The sequence below is a fragment of the Acidobacteriota bacterium genome (genome assembly GCA_038040445.1).
Lineage (GTDB): Bacteria > Acidobacteriota > Blastocatellia > UBA7656 > UBA7656 > Onstottus_A > Onstottus_A frigus.
This window is the reverse complement of sequence record JBBPIG010000026.1, coordinates 21,029-37,261: the sequence shown is the minus strand read 5'-3', so window position 1 is coordinate 37,261 and position 16,233 is coordinate 21,029. Positions and strand designations below refer to the sequence as shown.

The 16,233-nt window shown below is 57.0% G+C and carries 16 protein-coding genes; 9 read left to right on the top strand and 7 right to left on the bottom strand.

The genetic code is table 11. The features are described from left to right. The first annotated feature begins 6 nt into the window (after positions 1-6). The gene (locus AABO57_23175) at positions 7-774 is read left to right on the top strand and encodes a lysophospholipid acyltransferase family protein (protein MEK6288631.1); all 768 of its coding nucleotides are present in this window, start codon (positions 7-9) and stop codon (positions 772-774) included. 44 nt (positions 775-818) lie between these two features. On the opposite strand, the gene AABO57_23170 is transcribed toward AABO57_23175, so the two are convergent. Both AABO57_23170 and AABO57_23165 read right to left on the bottom strand, forming a co-directional pair. Then, positions 819-1,133: a type II toxin-antitoxin system RelE/ParE family toxin gene (locus tag AABO57_23170; protein MEK6288630.1), complete on the bottom strand. Its 315-nt coding sequence runs from the start codon at positions 1,131-1,133 to the stop codon at positions 819-821. Further along, a complete protein-coding gene (locus AABO57_23165; GenBank protein ID MEK6288629.1) occupies positions 1,130-1,438 on the bottom strand; it encodes a type II toxin-antitoxin system Phd/YefM family antitoxin in 309 nt (102 codons plus the stop codon). The genes AABO57_23170 and AABO57_23165 overlap by 4 nt, the downstream gene beginning before the upstream one ends. Positions 1,439-1,653: 215 nt before the next feature. On the opposite strand from AABO57_23165, the gene AABO57_23160 reads away from it, so the two are divergent. Next, entirely contained in the window at positions 1,654-2,610 is a 957-nt protein-coding gene (locus AABO57_23160; protein ID MEK6288628.1) for a CPBP family intramembrane glutamic endopeptidase, read from the top strand. A gap of 2 nt (positions 2,611-2,612) precedes the next feature. Here the strand turns inward: AABO57_23160 and AABO57_23155 are convergent, their stop codons facing one another. The 5 genes from AABO57_23155 to AABO57_23135 all read right to left on the bottom strand — a co-directional run bounded on the left by AABO57_23155 (position 2,613) and on the right by AABO57_23135 (position 6,192). Then, a complete protein-coding gene (locus AABO57_23155) occupies positions 2,613-3,293 on the bottom strand; it encodes a hypothetical protein (protein ID MEK6288627.1) in 681 nt (226 codons plus the stop codon). Positions 3,294-3,392: 99 nt separating this feature from the next. After that, a complete protein-coding gene (locus AABO57_23150) occupies positions 3,393-5,090 on the bottom strand; it encodes a hypothetical protein (GenBank protein MEK6288626.1) in 1,698 nt (565 codons plus the stop codon). 56 nt (positions 5,091-5,146) lie between these two features. Beyond that, positions 5,147-5,497 carry a bacillithiol system redox-active protein YtxJ gene (gene ytxJ, locus AABO57_23145; GenBank protein ID MEK6288625.1) on the bottom strand — a complete coding sequence of 117 codons (351 nt, stop codon included), beginning with the start codon at positions 5,495-5,497 and terminating at the stop codon, positions 5,147-5,149. A gap of 171 nt (positions 5,498-5,668) precedes the next feature. Further along, positions 5,669-5,920: a hypothetical protein gene (locus tag AABO57_23140; protein ID MEK6288624.1), complete on the bottom strand. Its 252-nt coding sequence runs from the start codon at positions 5,918-5,920 to the stop codon at positions 5,669-5,671. A gap of 29 nt (positions 5,921-5,949) precedes the next feature. Beyond that, positions 5,950-6,192: a hypothetical protein gene (locus AABO57_23135; GenBank protein ID MEK6288623.1), complete on the bottom strand. Its 243-nt coding sequence runs from the start codon at positions 6,190-6,192 to the stop codon at positions 5,950-5,952. Between the two features lie 240 nt (positions 6,193-6,432). On the opposite strand from AABO57_23135, the gene dprA reads away from it, so the two are divergent. From dprA to AABO57_23100, 7 genes are all read left to right on the top strand, one after another. Beyond that, a complete protein-coding gene (gene dprA, locus AABO57_23130) occupies positions 6,433-7,569 on the top strand; it encodes a DNA-processing protein DprA (protein ID MEK6288622.1) in 1,137 nt (378 codons plus the stop codon). Positions 7,570-7,739: 170 nt separating this feature from the next. Then, a complete protein-coding gene (locus tag AABO57_23125) occupies positions 7,740-8,834 on the top strand; it encodes a redoxin domain-containing protein (protein ID MEK6288621.1) in 1,095 nt (364 codons plus the stop codon). A 75-nt stretch (positions 8,835-8,909) separates the two neighbouring features. Continuing rightward, positions 8,910-9,470, top strand: a complete 561-nt coding sequence (locus AABO57_23120; protein ID MEK6288620.1) for a Uma2 family endonuclease — start codon at positions 8,910-8,912, stop codon at positions 9,468-9,470. Between the two features lie 323 nt (positions 9,471-9,793). Next, positions 9,794-12,286: a type I DNA topoisomerase gene (gene topA / locus AABO57_23115; protein MEK6288619.1), complete on the top strand. Its 2,493-nt coding sequence runs from the start codon at positions 9,794-9,796 to the stop codon at positions 12,284-12,286. Between the two features lie 143 nt (positions 12,287-12,429). Beyond that, positions 12,430-13,536 carry an AI-2E family transporter gene (locus tag AABO57_23110; GenBank protein ID MEK6288618.1) on the top strand — a complete coding sequence of 369 codons (1,107 nt, stop codon included), beginning with the start codon at positions 12,430-12,432 and terminating at the stop codon, positions 13,534-13,536. Between the two features lie 324 nt (positions 13,537-13,860). After that, on the top strand, positions 13,861-14,886 hold the full coding sequence (locus AABO57_23105) for a thymidylate synthase (GenBank protein ID MEK6288617.1): 1,026 nt from the start codon (positions 13,861-13,863) through the stop codon (positions 14,884-14,886). Between the two features lie 660 nt (positions 14,887-15,546). Further along, a complete protein-coding gene (locus AABO57_23100) occupies positions 15,547-16,005 on the top strand; it encodes a nuclear transport factor 2 family protein (GenBank protein ID MEK6288616.1) in 459 nt (152 codons plus the stop codon). The last annotated feature ends 228 nt before the right edge of the window (positions 16,006-16,233 follow it).

Genomic DNA, 16,233 nt, shown 5'->3' with positions numbered 1-16,233 from the left:
CAGACTTTGAACAATCTGAAGACAATTCTAGTTTATCTCTGGGCGCCGTTCGCCAATCTGCTGTGGTATACGCACACGGTGGTTATGGCGACGATCTCGCTGTTGCTCTGGCCGTTCGATAGCACGGGCGCGATGCAGCATTGGTGCGCCAGGTGGTGGTGCCGGCTCATCGCTTGGAGCATCTTCTCTAGCATCCGGGTATACGGAACCGAAAACGTGAGCGCCGATCAGAACTACGTCTACATGGCTAACCACTCGAGCCTGATCGACATTCCGGCGTTGTTCGCTTACCTGCCTCATCAATTTCGAATAATGGCGAAGAGGGAGCTGTTCTACGTGCCGTTCATGGGATGGCACTTATGGACCGCCGGCAACTTTCCCATTGACCGCAGCGATCCGCGCAAGACGGCGAAGAGCTTGCGCGGGGTGATCGAAGGTGTGCGCGCGGGCAAATCGCTCGCGGTTTTTCCTGAAGGGACGCGCACCCCGGACGGGCGGCTCCAGGAGTTTAAGCAAGGCGCATTTAAGATCGCCGTGCGAGCAGGTGTGCCCATAGTCCCGGTGTCGATCCGCGGAACGTTCAAGCTTCTGCCAAAGACTACGCTTGCGCCGCGTCCGGGAAGGGTCGATGTGATCATCGGAAAGCCGATCGATACACGAAAATACTCCGATAAAAACCTTACGGCACTCATCGAGCAAACGCGCGCGGCCATTGAAGCCAACCTGAAAGCTGCGCCTAGCGAGGAGAAAGAGGCTGCCAGCCTGGGCGCTTAACTACGAGCGGCCCGCAGAAAAGACCTTGAGGCGATGGGGTGAACCTATTCCGCGTCCTGCTTGAGGCTTCGTCTGAATCTAAGCTCGGCGACGTTGGGAAGCCGCTGGCGGCAGTGCTGCAGTACGAGGATGTAAACCGACCCGGCAACGGCGTCGAACGCATAGATGATTCTGTACGAAGCGCCCACGATCAATTGCCGGCAGTTTCTGAGCTGCGGATAGCGGCTGTGTAGAGAAACGCCCATCTCAGGAAAAGCGGCCAAAAGGTTGACGCGGCGAATTATCTCGAAGGCCATAGTTGAGGGTAAAGCTTCGAGCTTCTCGAACGCCGGGTCGACCCACTCAATGTCGGCGCTCATCGCGCGCGCCTCTTACGCGGTGAGGCCATGTTGTGCCGTTTCTCGATCCGCGCTTTAACCTGCGCGTGAGAGATCGTCTGACCTTTGGATAGAGCGGCGTGTGCGCGGGCGACCGCTTCGACCAACTCGAGCTCGTCAAGCCTCTCTAGATCTTCCTCGAGCTGTGAGTAGCGTCGAGCAGAAAGCAGAACCGCCGCTGGACGCCCACGCTGAGTTATGATGACTGGCTCGTCGGACGAGACAACGCCGCCGATAATCTGCCCGGCTTGTCGCTGAAGATCGGTAATCGGAATGATCTTTTTCATAGCTGTTTCTGTCCTCTGATGCAGTGTTGTATGCACGGTTGACTATACATCTAACCATGCATCCTTTCCAGCCGCGATCGAGTGAGAGCATCCTCTCGCGCAACGGCCTGATGGAGTCCGGCGATTATGACAATCTGACTGGTGCGTATCCAGGTTGGCGCTTCCTCAATACTATTTGCCACTAGCCGACAAAGAATGTTACTTCTATTTTCACGATGGTCGATCAACTCGCGTCCGCCGAAAGCTGCCGAGTTTGTGGCGCTCTTCTAAACAAAAATCAGTTTCAAGCCGATGGGCTGTGCAGCCTATGCGCCGTTGCAAGTTCTCATCAGGCTTCGGACGATGCTCAAGCGGAGTCGTCTGCGCCAATCGGCCTTACTCCGTTTTCGCAAGAAGAGGTCCCGCCCGACCCTGACAATCCCCGATGGGGACCGCTGAGCGGCATAGGTGTTTGGGTAGCCAGCGTCGCAACGATCATCTTGATCCCTATCATCGCGGTGATAGCCTGGTATCTGATCGAGCAGGCTCGGGGCGCGCCGCTTCCAAGTCTGGTCGACAAAGAACAGTTGATCGAGTGGCTGAAGTCGCCAAACCTTCTGCTCGTGCAGGTGCTATCCACAATCGTCGCTCACGGGATCACGCTTGCGGTCTGTTGGGCGGTAGTGACGAAGCTCGGCGAGCGGCCATTCTGGTCCAGCCTCGGCTGGAACTGGGCGGGGCATTCATTCTGGTACTGGGCGGTGTTCTCAGCGTGTGTAATTGTCGCGCTACTTTTGGTGTCTCAACTGCTATCGCGGTTTCTGCCTCAGTCGGAAGAGAATTCTTTCGCTGAGTTGCTCAAGTCATCGCAACAGGTCCGAATAGCAATCGCGGTGCTTGCGACTTTCACGGCGCCGCTGGTTGAGGAGACCGTGTATCGCGGTGTCCTGTTCTCGGCGCTTCGCCGCTCTCTCGGTGTGAGCGCAACCGTTTTGCTCGTGACTGTAATGTTCGCGGGAGTTCACGTACTGCAGTATTTTGGCGCCTGGGTGTCCGTCGCCGGGCTGACCCTGTTGAGCCTGGCGCTCACAGTCATACGGGCCAGGACCAAATCCATCCTTCCGTGCGTGTTGATACATACGCTCAACAACGCGTTTTTCTCGATGATCATTCTGGTAAACAAAGGATCGTGATGTCACGCCAGCCATTGCCCTCGATTGGCAAAATAATCCGGCGAGCGGTCGGGGTGGCGCCTGTGAAACTCGAAGTAGCGGCGGCGCGCCTTTTCATACCGCGCGTCTGATGAATGAACCGGAGTGTGTGGGATCTCTTGCAGGTATCGCTCGACCTTTCGCACGTTGCGCATCGAGAACCTCCAGTCGTAGATCCCCAGTTCGTACAAATTCGCAACCGCATAGCCGGTGAGTCTTCCAGTCTTGTCGATGTAAGGCTCGAAGTAGCTCATTACCAGATCGCGCACCGTTCGAAACACAGGCTTGCGCCCGTGCAGTCCGATGTCCCGCGATCGAGCAACGGAACCGATGCCGCCTTTGCTCTTGAACAACAGCAGCACGTGGTCGAGCTTGTCTTGCGACTCGATGCTGACAAGAATCGGCGGGTACCCGTGCTGCTCGAGGATCACTGCGGCCGCCAGCGCGCCTTCCAGGCAGTGAGCGCGATTCTCTTGCATGAGACGACGAAACGAATGGCAGGTTTCTCCATCGAGCTCGCGGTTATAAGGAATTGTCCTTAAGAATTGTTGCACCCGCGCGGGCGTGCGGTGGCTTTGCACAATCTCCCACTCGCGTTTTGTGAAATCCTTCTTTGTTGGTATTCCGCCGGGAGCCGGCGCGCCCCACATAGTATTGAAGTTCATGTCTCCGTCCGAAAAAGAGCATGGAGTTCAGAGAATCGAAGATAGAGGATAGAAGATAGAAGATGGAACCTCTATCTTCGATCCTCTATCTTCTATCCGCTATCTTCGATCCTTCTCGCGTCTGTAGATGACCGCTTCCGCGTCGTTGAGCGGAATCGGGAAGCTTGTCACTCTTGTGAATTGATTTGGAATCTCGAGCATCAGCCGCTCGACGTTGCGTTCCACCGGTGCCACCCAATCCGCTTTGTCGAGCCCTGTACGAACCAGAACGTAGTCGCAGTCGTCGATGCGCTCGATCATCGAGGGCTCAACGACCCATCGAACGTCTATCAACGGGGGCCCGGCTCGCTCGTTGGTGAGCAGACGAGCGTAGAGCGCCACACTGGACGGGTTCAAGTAAGGCAGGTTCACCACGACTCCGAGAACCGGCGGCGCCTCGCCGGCTGCCAAAGCGCCTGATGCCATCGAATCCTTTTTCCCGAGGTTTGCCACCGCGCGAACAATGTCAGGGACGCTCCAATCATCATCCAGCGGACGATGGTCGAAGCCGTAGTAGTTTCTTGCGAACACCATCCAGCGATAGCGAGGCGTGTCAATCGCCGTGCCCCAGCCCGGCTTCGGCCACTGCGCGTTGAAGAAGCTCACCAGCGCCCACGTTGCGATAGCGGCTACCAGAGCCGCTTTCAACGCGCCGGCCGCTTTTCTGGTTGCTGTTTTGACGTCCGCCATCCGCGGCCTGAACTCCCGGAGCCAGCACACCGAAAGCAGCGCGGCTGCCGGAAGAATCGGCGCGGTGTAGCGAACGTCTTTGTTGGCTACCATCGCGAAGCATGCTATTCCGCTCAGAATCCACAGGTACAGAATGACGCTCTGATTGCGGCAGCGCACCAGCGAGTACACCAACCCGACGGCAAAAATCACCGCCAGGGGCAACTGCATCTGCATGCTTATCAAAGCGTGAACGTAAAAGAAATTTGAATCGAAGGTGAACAGCGGCGCTTCGTTCTCATTTGCCGCGGCATGTTGGTTCTCGCGGTAGATCGCGATCACATCCTGCAAGTGCGGTCCGTACCAGACCGCCGCTATCAGAATCAAAACCGCCAGGGCGAGCGCGAGGTTCAGGATTGCTCGACGGTCGCGCGTTCGCAGCACGCGGATCAGGACATATATCGCAGGCAACACCAGGAAGAACGCGAAGGTTTGCTTGATGAGCATTCCGATTCCCGCGGCTACTGCGAACGATAGCGCGTCGCGTCTTACCCGAAAGTCATCTGCGCGAATCAGCAAGGCGAAGGTGACCGTCACCACGGCGGTCAATGGAAAGTCCAGGAAAGCATCGTGCATCAACCACGCGCTGAAGTGATAACAAGCCGCCAGGAGCGCCGGCAACACGCTCAATGCAAGCGGCGGCGACGATGTGACGCTACCGTTGGTGGCGCCGTAGAGCCGCCGTGAGATCGAGGCGACCGCCCACAACAACGCCGCCAGCGACAGCAGGTTTACGCCAATGCCGGTCAGCTTGGAAGCTCCGAGAGTCAAGAACACGACGGCGCTCACCAGGTGGACGAACGGCGCGTAATAGTGTCGAGTCGTGAATAGATCTCTTGCAAAACCGGAGAAGTCCGCGTGCGCCAGCAGCCGATAGTAGTCGTAGGCGTATCTGAGGTGATCAGCCGGGTCCCACGGAGCTGGGGTCCGGTCACGGAGCGTCCATAGTACGGTGGATGCGGAGAGAACTGCGAAGATTGAAGCCAGCAGAAACTTGTCGAGGTGAGGGCTCAGTTTCTTGGTTATCACGTCACCGGATGATTATCGTGAAAACGTTCGACTGGTCAAGCGAGGTAACGGCAGCTTCAATCCGTGGTTCGTATGGCCTGCTCTAACGCCGACGCTGTTATCTCGTAGTGGGATGCGCTCCAAAGTTCGCGGCCGTTTCGAACTAGAATCGCCTGAGGTGAATGATGCTCGAGCCGCAATCTGGAAGCAGCTTCGTCGGACACCTCGCGGGCATTCTGAACGGTGATCAGCTTATAGCTGATCCGCGGGTCCGCGTTGGTGAGATAAGACTGCAGTTCGCTAAAGGCGCGCGTGCTGATTGGGCAGGTCAGGCTGTGCTTGAAGAAGAGCACCGGCCGAGCGACGGACTCCGCCAATGCTGCCTCGAACTCCTCGATGCTGCGTAGCTCCTGCAGGTTATCACTCATCGCCGCTCCCCGCATCCACGATACCTTTGATTCTTACAGTCCCACGGAAGACAGCGCAAGGCGAGCGGCCGCACGCGGCTTTTAGGTGGGTCCGACAACCGTGTTGATCCGCCGCGTTTGTTTGTTTTCGTAGTTGGGTCCAGCAAGGAAATTCGCGCGGACGCGCATTGGTCACCCAGGTTCGGTCCAAAATCGAATTGGCAGCGATAGTATTGGATAACGGTTGCGAAGCGCTTCGACCTGGGGTGCGTATTCGACCTTAGCTATCAACCCGGCTCTCAGACGTCCTCTGAGCCGCCGAATCTCGAACAGGTATAAGGCGTTTACGAAGTCGTGAATCAACTCGGGCGGAGTGTCGTCTCCGGGAATGATGCCGTGGCGCGCGAGTTCCTCCAACACGGTCACTCTGTATTCGAATCGCATTCAAGGGATGAATGATCGGGCTGAAAGCATCAGCCGATCGGTGTGAGTTCGAGGCGTCTGAGCCCATCCTCGATCGCGGTGTCGATCCTTTTCGCGTCGCCGTTTCCAAAGTCCCGTCCTCGCAAAGCCACAGAAATCTTTCGTGACCCTTTGACGATAGTAACGAAGAGCCGGTCGCTCGCGTCATCGTAGAAGGTGCCGGTCATCGCTTTGGGATCGGCTCGTTTGATTGCGGCCTCGACTCTTGCTTTCATTTTACGAACATCTGTCATCTGACCTCCTCTGGTTATCACGATTCGAGCTTCATTCTAGCACGTCACGGTTGCCTTCAATCACCCCTGTCGCAAAAAGGCGGCGCCCGGGCTGTCCGGTGTCATAAACATCGCTTGACTAATAACTCAAAAGCGATAGAATCGGGCGGCCTTATGTTCCACGTACGGCGCGGCGATAGCCGAAACTAATCACTCCTGGGTACATCTTGTTCTTCGCTTGCGCTGAAAAAGCTTTAGTCGATGTCCTCAGAATCGCAAAACTCAGTTCGTGATTGGATCGCGCTCAGCTTCATCGTCGGTGTAGGCTCGCGGACGGCGGCAATGCTGATCGACAGATTCGGCTCGCCTACATCTGTATTCGATGCCAGCGCTCACTCTCTCGAATCCGCGGGCCTTAGGCGCGAGACTATCGAGGCGATCAAGAGCTCCGAGCCGCGCGAGAAAGCCACTCGCGAGATCGAACAGCTTGCGGGGCTAGGCGGAGAAGCGCTGATTCTGAACGACGAGCGATACCCCGCGCTGCTTCGCGAAACGTACGATCCACCCATCGTGATTTACTTTCTGGGTGCGTTCGCGACCGCGTTATCCCAACCGGCGGTAGCGATAGTCGGCTCGCGGCGATGCTCGACTTATGGACGCAATGTTGCCGAGAAGCTTTCGCGAGAGCTTGCCGAGCGGGGCGTCACGATAGTCTCCGGACTCGCTCGCGGCATCGACTCGGCTGCGCACCGAGGCGCGCTTGATGGCGGCGGGCTGACGGTCGGAGTTATGGGGACAGGCCTCGACGCGGTTTATCCGAAAGAGAACCGCAAGCTCGCCGCTCGCATCGCCGAGCAAGGAGCGCTGGTGACCGAGTTTCCCCTGACGACGCCTCCGGTGTCGCAGAACTTTCCGTTTCGCAATCGAGTGATCAGCGGCCTTGCGCTTGGAGTGATGGTCGTCGAGGGCGCGGAGCGCAGCGGCTCATTGATTACGGCGCGGCTCGCTTATGAGCAGGGACGCGACGTGTTCGCGGTTCCGGGGAACATCACGTCGGCCAAGAGTTTCGGCCCTAACTATCTGATCAAGGATGGGGCGAAACTGGTTCAAACCTGGCGCGACGTGGTTGAAGAGCTACCCGCCGAAATGAAGGCGGCGATTCTTTCGGCCGAGCGCGGCGAGACCCGCGTAGCGCAGAGAGTTCTTGATGAAGTCGCGCTGTCGGATTCGGAGCGCAGGGTGCTCAAGATGCTAAACAGCGACGAGGCCGTTCACATCGATCAGTTGATCACTAAAGCCGGTTTGGGATCAGGCGAGTTGATGGGGGCGTTGCTAAAGCTCGAGATGCTGGATCGAATAAGGCAACTTCCGGGAAAGAGCTTTGTGAAGCGGATGTAATAAAGGGTCGGTCCACGAATGGGAGCGCAGCGGAGCAATGGCTGGGAGGCTGAGTCAGAAGGTGAAGGATGGTTTTGCAAGACGGTTCAGTCCGTGGACAATACACTCGGAGTCTCGGAGTGAACTCGCTGAGAGTCCAATATGACGTGCAGGCACGGGAGGGCACTACTATGGAGACAGTGATAGTAGGCGTTGGGCGACGCGTCGCGCTGTGGTTGCGCCTGCTGGCGATCGGACTAGGAATAGGTCTGCTGGTGTTTCTGGAACCGGTGGTAAGCCCGGGGGCGAAAGGGTCGATTGCCCAGGCCCAGCGGGACGACGTGGCCTACGAAGATGAACTGGAGAAGGGGCGCCAGTTCCTCCAGCGGCGTCGATACGAAGAGGCGCTGAAGAGCTTCAAACGCGCGAACGAGATGCGAGACAAGAAATCGCCCGAGTGCTTTTTCTTGATGGCTGAAGCCTATCAAGGTTTGGAGGCATATAAGAACGTAGTCGAAAGCTGCGACAGGGCGATCGAGCTCGGGGGAAGTGATACCCAGCTTCGAGCTCAGGCGTACAACCTAAAGGGGGTCGCGCTCCAATGGCAATCGGGGGCCAAGGATCAGAAAAAACTGCAGGAAGCGGAGGCGGCATTTCGGGAGGGGCTGGCACTCAATGACGACCTGCCCATTGTTCACTACAACCTCGGCTTCACGCTGATGCAGCAAGGGCGCGACCAGGAGGGCATCGCCGAGCTTAAGAAATACGTGGAGCTACAGCCACGCGGGACCGACGTCGACAGGGCGCGCAAGATGATCGAGAACCCGCGGCGAGCCCGCGAGAACTACGCCCCGGAGTTTTCTATTACCACATCGGACGGCCAGTACATCGAGCTCGAGGACCTGCAAGGCAAAGTGGTGCTGTTGGATTTCTGGGGGACTTGGTGTCCTCCTTGTGTGGAGTCGGTGCCGTCGCTGCGTAACCTGCACAAGAAGTACGTGAAGGAGCCTTCATTTGTGATGATCGGGATCAGCTCGGACACCGAAGGGGAAAAGTGGCGGGCCTTCACTGCCAAGAACCAGATGGCCTGGCCGCAGTATTTGGATCGCGAGCGACGGGTACAGCGGGCGTTCGACGTGCGCGCATTTCCGACCTACATCCTGATCGACCACGAGGGCATCGTGCGGTTCCGCACCAGCGGGTCGAGTTGGGAGCGAACGGGGAACCTCGAGGACGCGATCCGGAAACAAGTGAAGATGGTGGCGAAGACGGCGGCCTCCGACTGAGTCCGCTGCCATGCCGTGGTATCATCCGATACGTCAAAGGCGGTTAGGGCTGCGCCGAGCGCGAGGATAAAGCACATGTCGGTTCAATTTCAGAAGCACTACTTCAACGTTCATGAGTATCACCGGATGGCTGAAGTCGGGCTCCTTTCCGAGGACTCCCATGTTGAGCTGATCGAGGGAGAGATCATTGAGATGAGCCCAATTAGCAGCACCCATGGCGGAACAGTAAAGCGATCAAGCTCCTTTCTTAATCGCAAGCTTGGTGACGTCGCAATAGTCAGCGTGCAGGACCCCATTCGACTTAATGATTTATCGGAGCCCCAGCCGGACCTCGCGTTGCTCAAGCCCCGCAAGGACTTTTACTCCAACTCGCATCCGACGGCTGAGGATGTGTTAGTGGTGATCGAAGTAGCCGACACTTCTGTCGATTACGATCGCAACGTGAAGCTGCCGCTGTATGCTCGCGCGGGTATGCCGGAGGCTTGGTTGATGGTTCTGCGAAAAGACGTCATTGAGGTTCACTCGCGGCCGAAGAATGGGAAGTACCAAAAGATCCAACGACTGAAGCGCGGCAAGACCCTGACATCACCGACAATCCCCGGGCTTTCCTGCAGAGTTGAAGACCTACTTGGCTGATCGGCGGTTGCACGAAGTAAGGACGGTGATGCGATTGGACGCGCGGCGGCGGCTATTGGTACTAACCAACTCTCCAGAGAGCGTTGGCCTTACTGATGATCGGCGCCTGCTTGAAACCCCTCGAGAGGCCCGATGCCCCACGCTCTCGGATGAAGACGAACGATGAAGAAGAACTTAAGGACCGCAACGGACTGTTAACCTACCGTCTGAAGGTGGCTGTGCTTGACACGCCAAAACGCACAACTGTAAAGTCGGAAGTTTGGAGGTCCGGTCAGAAAGCTATCTGAGGCGGTTCGCTTCTCGGGTTGAGTGGTATTCTAGTTATGGCAAAAGCGCTTGTTGTTGTTGAGTCTCCTTCAAAAGCAAAGACAATCAATAAGTACCTCGGCGCCGGGTACAAGGTTCTAGCTTCGGTCGGCCACATCAAGGACCTTCCAAAGAAGGGCATCGGCATCGACTTCGACAACAACTTCGAGCCCACCTATGAGGTGATTCCCGGCAAAGAAAAGGTAATCCGAGAACTGAAGGCAGCCGCGAAAGACGCCGACACGATCTATGTCGCGACCGACCCTGACCGCGAAGGCGAGGCCATAGGCTGGCACATCAAGGAAGAGCTCGAAGGCCGCGGCAAGAACCGAAAGACGGTCCGCCGTGTGATGTTCAACGAGATCACCAAAACAGCGATTCAAGAATCGTTCAAGCATCCCATCGACATAGATGAGAACCTCGTGAACGCCCAGCAAGCGCGGCGGCTGCTCGATCGAATAGTCGGTTATCAGGTCAGCCCTTTGCTGTGGGACAAGGTGCGACGCGGACTCTCGGCCGGCCGCGTCCAATCGGTCGCGGTGCGTCTGGTCGTAGAGCGTGAGCGCGAGATCGAAGCGTTCACTGCAACCGAGTACTGGACCATCATCGCGAACCTGTCGGCAAAGCTTCCTCCCGCTTTCGACTCGCGCCTGCTTCGAATCGACGACAAGTCGGTGAAGGCTTCGGATTTCGGCGAAGAGCTCAAGGCGTCCGAGATTCACATCAAGGAAGAGAAACAAGCAAAGGATTTGCTTGCCGAGATCGAGCAGCAGCAGTTCATCGTCGCTTCAGTTGCGACAAAAGAGAAGAAGCGCAATCCGGTTCCGCCGTTCATCACGTCCAAGCTCCAACAAGAGGCTTCGCGCAAGCTCCGGTTTCCTGTGAAGAGGGCGATGCAGATCGCGCAAAAGCTGTACGAGGGCATTGAGATCGGCGATGAAGGATTGGTCGGATTGATCACCTACATGCGGACCGATTCGACGCGAGTGGCCGATTCCGCTCTCGTCGAAGTGCGAGACCTGATCACCACTCAATTCGGCCCGGAGTATCTGCCTGAGAAGGCCGTGTTCTATCGCTCGAAGAAAGGCGCGCAGGACGCTCACGAAGCGATTCGCCCGACGTCGGCTATGCGCACGCCTGATTCGGTTGCGAGCTTCCTGGGCAAGGATGAGCTTGCGCTGTACAAGCTGATCTGGCAGCGCTTCGTTGCGTCTCAGATGATGCCGGCTCTTTTCGATCAAACGACGATCGACATAAGCGCGGGGCCGAGATACCTGTTTCGCGCGACCGGGTCGGTCATCAAGTTCAACGGTTTCCTCGCGGTCTACGAAGAAGGCAAAGATGAGAAGGACGCTGAGGACGAGGAGCAAACTCACAAGCTGCCGTTGGTCGAAGAAGGCGAGCGGCTTGCGCTCAATAGTCTGGTCGACGAACAGCACTTCACCGAGCCGCCGCCGCGCTACACCGAAGCGACGTTGGTGAAAGCGCTGGAAGAGAAGGGAATCGGACGGCCTTCCACTTACGCGTCGATAATGACCGTGATTCAGGACCGCGAATACGCGCAGCGCAAGGAAGGCCGCTTCTATCCGACCGAGCTTGGGATAATAGTCAACGATCTGCTGGTCGAGAGCTTCGACGATCTGTTCAACGTCGAGTACACCGCGCACATGGAAGAGGAGTTGGACGAGATCGAAGACGGCAAGATGGGATGGACCGAAACGCTGGCGGAGTTCTACGAGAAGTTCACTAAGGATCTTGAAGTCGCGAAGCTTCATATGCGCGACGTGAAGCGCCAGGAGATCATCACCGACGAGAAGTGTGAGAACTGCGGCTCGCCGATGGCTAAGAAGTTCGGCCGCTTCGGCGAGTTCCTCGCATGCACCAACTACCCCGAGTGCAAGACGACTCGGGATATTCCGAAGGCTCACGACGAGGCCGGCGAAGAAGCTCACGCGGAAGCCGCCGAAGAGATTTGCGACAACTGCGGACGCCCGATGGCGATGAAGCGCGGCCGCTTCGGGCAGTTCCTCGCGTGCACCGGTTATCCTGAATGCAAGACCACTCGAAAGATTCAAAAGGACGGCAAGTTTGCTGCGCCCGACGTCGTGCTGGAAGAGGCGTGTCCGAAATGCGGCCAGCATCTTGTGCTCAAGCAAGGCCGTTACGGCCCCTTCGCCGCTTGCTCGAATTATCCGAAGTGCAAGTACATAAAGCAGGAAACAGTTGGCGTGAGCTGCCCCGAATGCGGCGAAGGCGAGCTGGTGGTCAAGAAGAGCAAGCGCGGAACTTTTTACGGCTGCGGCAACTATCCTGCTTGCAAGTTCACGCTTTGGGATAAGCCGCTTGCGCAATCGTGCCCCGACTGCGGCGCGCGCTTCATTGTCGAGAAGGTCAAGAAGGACGGCACGCGCGACCTTCAATGCCGAGCGGAAGGCTGCAAGTACAAAGAAGCCGTTCCCGAGGTTGACGCCGCCGAGACGGAAGAGAAACCGTCGCTGCAAACAGCTTGATGCGCGTCTCTCGCATTCCGCGTTGATCGCTCCGCGCCCGGGGCTGGCGCCGACGTTCCGACAATCATTGACAATCGGGGTTCCCACGAATAGAACCCGCTTCGAATTCCATACAGTCACTGCGAAGACCTGAGAGCCGGATCGTGAAAAAGCGAATCACAATCATCTTCCTGTCCGCGATGACCGCCGTCGCTTTGTACTTTTCTTATCTCCTCTTTCGGCCTTTCTTGAAGCCGCTTCTCTCAGCCGTCGTGATCGCGGTGGTCTTCTTTCCAGTGCACGACAAGATCCAGCGGGCGCTTCGCCGCCCGGGCCTGTCCGCGCTCATATCGACGAGCATCATCGTTCTGTTGATCATCCTTCCGGCGATTGCGATTGTGCTGGCCATCAAGGAAGAGATCGAGGCGTTGTACGTTCTCATCGATCAGAAAAGCACCGAGAGCGGCGGCTTGAGCCCGTTCGTCAGCCAACTGCTCGAACGGCCGATGCAGTGGGCCGGGCGCTTTGTCGACTTATCGAAGTTCGACCTGCGCGCGTCGGTGCTCAGCAGATTGAGGGAGGTTAGTGCGTTCCTGGTTGCCGAAGGTTGGATGATCGTCGGGGGGGTGACTTCGTTTATTGTGAACTCGGTGATCACTGTCTTCACGCTCTTCTTTCTCTTTCTCGATGGCAGATCCATGCGCAGGCGAGTTGCCGCGATCTTGCCGCTCAGCAGCGATCAGGTTGAAAGGCTTTTCGGCGGAATGGAAAACACGATCATCGGGACGGTCTATGGCGGATTGGCGGTTGCCGCGGTTCAAGGCACGTTGGTCGGATTGATGCTCTGGTTTTCGGGAGTTCCTTCGCCGGTTTTGTGGGGCGTTGTCGCGTCCTTCTTCGCATTGCTGCCGGTGGTTGGCACAGCGGCGGTGTGGGTGCCGGCTTCGATCTATCTGCTGGCGAGCGGCAGTTGGGTCTGGGCGGTTATTCTGGTTGTCTGGGGAGCGTTCGTCGTGGGCACGATCGACAACTTCCTCAGACCCTACTTGATCAGCGGTCGAGTGCAGATGCACACGCTGCTGATTTTCTTTGCCGTGTTCGGCGGCGTAAGCGCGTTTGGCTTCCTGGGCCTGTTCATAGGTCCTGTGATTCTGGCAGTCACCATCACGCTGCTCAGGATGCTGAGAGATGAAGGGCGCTCGTGGAGCGCGTCTTGGCGCGAGGAGAATGCCGGCGCGCTCGCGGGCAACGATGAAGAGACGACGCGCTAGCTATCCAAACCCTCGAAGCTGGCAGGAATGCATTCGCCGTGACTCAGGTCGCTAAGAGACCCTGTCAAACCTGTTCTGCGATCCTCAGGATGTCTGGCCATGACCGTCTCTGCCTATCGGAACTGAGCAGAGAGCGCACAGAGCGTTTTCGAAACTGAGATTCTATTTGAATTGAAACGAAACGCTGCCTACTTTCGCAGCCTTATAGATCGTGCTATGATGCCGCCGCCGTTAAGCCGCACGGGCGAAGCCGTCAAGTGGCTGCAGTTTTCTAGCAAGGCCCGCCCCTGGCCGCTCAATTGCGGGTAGATCAAAAGAGGCTCCATGGCAATGAATTCACATCCGGACTTGGCTGCCGCGTATCGACATGGCCTCCTGGATCTCCTTCAGGACGGACATCCCGTGCCGTCGGTGCGGGAGCCGACTTCTCCGGCATCAGGGTTCGGGTGCGCCGACCGGCCTTCAATCGAAATGATTGGCTATTCGTTCGAAGTTACGAACCCTTTTGCCTGCCTTGTTGATTCGGACGCGCGTCCGCTGCGGCTGCCGTATTGCGTCGGCTCATTCTTGTGGACTCTAGCTGGCTCCAACGACCTTGAACGCCTTCAGTCCTATCACCCAGAGGCACGGAATTTCTCCGATGACGGAATCAGTTTGTCGGGCGCTTTCGGGAAGCGCCTCTTCCGATATCGTGATGAGATCGACCAGATCGACGCCATCGTCGAACGGTTGCGAGTGGACACCTCGAGCCGACGAACTTTCGCAGCTATCTGCGATGCCGGCGATAACGTTCAACGCTCGCGTGAGTACCCCTGTTGTATAGGACTCCAGTACTTCCTCCGCGATGGACGCCTCCATTCTATCACCTACATGCGTGCGCAACACGCCCTGCTAATCCTTCCGTATGACGCATTTCTTTTTATGATGTTGCAGTGCGTCATGGCTGCGCGGGTCGGCGCGGCTGTGGGTACCTACCGGCACATCTGTGGCACGTTTCACATCTACCAAAAGGAACGTGAGTTCGCGGAGCGGGTGCTCGGCAACCCCTTGCGCTCAATTGAGTTCGGCCGCGCAGACGGGAGCGAGCTTGAGCTTGCGGAGGTTCTGGAATTCGAAGAACGCGCTCGTTCCGTGGGGCGCGCGCGTGACGTCCGCTCGCTTCTCGATATGCTGCAAGCCGGTGAGGGCGGATCGGAGTTCGCTCGCCATTCGAAGCTCGTCGTCCTCGGACATTGGCTCCACAGCCTCACCGAAGACCAAAACAACGCTGCTCTGGAAAGATTGCCGGTGCCTTTGCAAATGATGATGCGACGGCACTGGCAGGCAGCGTCCAAGAGCACAGCTTTCTAAGTCGGGCTCTCGTATTGAGCGCTCGACGACCAGCCGCGCCGCTTTTCACTTCAGGCCGGCCCGAGCCGCACGCCGGCCCCTCCCCCGAAGCAGAGCGCAATAGAGAATTGGGAGCGCTGGCGTATGAGGTCCACCATAGTGTGTGAAATCCGCGCAGCATAAAAGTGAAATTACCTCCATAAAGCGACTGAGCGGCGCCTCTTCGCACGACCCACTTGAATCCAATGTTCCGGCCGCCGCGCCTTGAGTACTATTGCGCCTCTCTCCGGCTGATGCTTTCCTTAATTTCTGAAGGTAGAAAAGTATGCATTTTCGAGGTTCTGATTGATTGAGCTAATTGCGATCGCTCCGGTTGCAAGCCCTCAGAATTGTGCATTCTTGGAGGGAAGGGTAAGGTTTTCTATCGAGGTTACAATGACACCGATAAATAGTAGCCTTGAAGGGTCGGTTCGCCGGACGATGAGAATACATCGCCTCAGCAATATACCAACGGTTTAGACTATGTAGTAAAAAGAACCGATTGTTGTTGACACTCTTGCGCGATCGGAGTATGTTATGGACGTTCCGAAACCCATCGTTTACGTGTGACTCACGCTGCGTAAGCCTCGCGTCAACGAATCCTCTCAACAACCAGATTGGCGTAAACCAGGAGGCAAGATTATGGCAACCCGAAAGGATCCAGGACTCGAAAAACGAATCGAACGATTTAACTCAACCTACGAGAAGGGAACCGACTATTTCGAAAACTTCGCTGAAGACGCCAGCATCTACACGATCGGCTCCACTGAACCCTTCAAAGGACGTGCGGCCTATGAAGCGAACTTCAAGAAACTCCTCAAGGAAAAGCGTAAAGTGGACGTGCTGAAAAGCGATGTCCAGGTAATGGACGAGACAGCGGTCCTGATGCAACTCTTGGAGATAACGCAATCGCAGGTGGTTACCGTCTTGCGCCAGAGCACTATCTGGAAGAAGGAAAACGGTGATTGGAAAGTCGTTCATCTGCATTGCGCGTCGGTCGGTACTCCAAGACCAACTGCTGCCCAAAGGAATCCTCAAGCAATCAAGGTGCTGGCAGACAGAATCGCGACGGTCTCCGCTCAAGTTGGCGTCGCGCAGTAATTGCCTCAAGTGGACGTAAATTGACGTACGAATGCGGAAACGCCGCCTGTGTCGGATACGGCGGCGAGCCGGGTCGAATGCTTCAAGATCTGCTGTCTGTCTAGCGGCGCCGTTGCGCTCTAAAAGCAGTTGGCTACCATAGTTGCGTCAAGTGGTCGCGGCACGTGAGGTGGCCAGGTGGCAGGTTCGAAACACCTGCGATAGCAGGCGAAGGCAAGGACCATCTCT

What these genes read in the sequence shown, in the direction of transcription:
- ytxJ (MEK6288625.1), bottom strand. Translation starts at nt 5,497, where the DNA reads ATGAGTGATAACCTGCAGGAGCTACGCAGCATCGAGGAGTTCGAGGCA.
- AABO57_23165 (MEK6288629.1), bottom strand. Translation starts at nt 1,438, where the DNA reads ATGAAAAAGATCATTCCGATTACCGATCTTCAGCGACAAGCCGGGCAG.
- AABO57_23155 (MEK6288627.1), bottom strand. Translation starts at nt 3,293, where the DNA reads ATGAACTTCAATACTATGTGGGGCGCGCCGGCTCCCGGCGGAATACCA.
- topA (MEK6288619.1), top strand. Translation starts at nt 9,794, where the DNA reads ATGGCAAAAGCGCTTGTTGTTGTTGAGTCTCCTTCAAAAGCAAAGACA.
- AABO57_23170 (MEK6288630.1), bottom strand. Translation starts at nt 1,133, where the DNA reads ATGAGCGCCGACATTGAGTGGGTCGACCCGGCGTTCGAGAAGCTCGAA.
- AABO57_23100 (MEK6288616.1), top strand. Translation starts at nt 15,547, where the DNA reads ATGGCAACCCGAAAGGATCCAGGACTCGAAAAACGAATCGAACGATTT.
- AABO57_23120 (MEK6288620.1), top strand. Translation starts at nt 8,910, where the DNA reads ATGTCGGTTCAATTTCAGAAGCACTACTTCAACGTTCATGAGTATCAC.
- AABO57_23105 (MEK6288617.1), top strand. Translation starts at nt 13,861, where the DNA reads ATGGCAATGAATTCACATCCGGACTTGGCTGCCGCGTATCGACATGGC.
- AABO57_23140 (MEK6288624.1), bottom strand. Translation starts at nt 5,920, where the DNA reads ATGCGATTCGAATACAGAGTGACCGTGTTGGAGGAACTCGCGCGCCAC.
- AABO57_23160 (MEK6288628.1), top strand. Translation starts at nt 1,654, where the DNA reads ATGGTCGATCAACTCGCGTCCGCCGAAAGCTGCCGAGTTTGTGGCGCT.
- dprA (MEK6288622.1), top strand. Translation starts at nt 6,433, where the DNA reads ATGTCCTCAGAATCGCAAAACTCAGTTCGTGATTGGATCGCGCTCAGC.
- AABO57_23125 (MEK6288621.1), top strand. Translation starts at nt 7,740, where the DNA reads ATGGAGACAGTGATAGTAGGCGTTGGGCGACGCGTCGCGCTGTGGTTG.
- AABO57_23135 (MEK6288623.1), bottom strand. Translation starts at nt 6,192, where the DNA reads ATGACAGATGTTCGTAAAATGAAAGCAAGAGTCGAGGCCGCAATCAAA.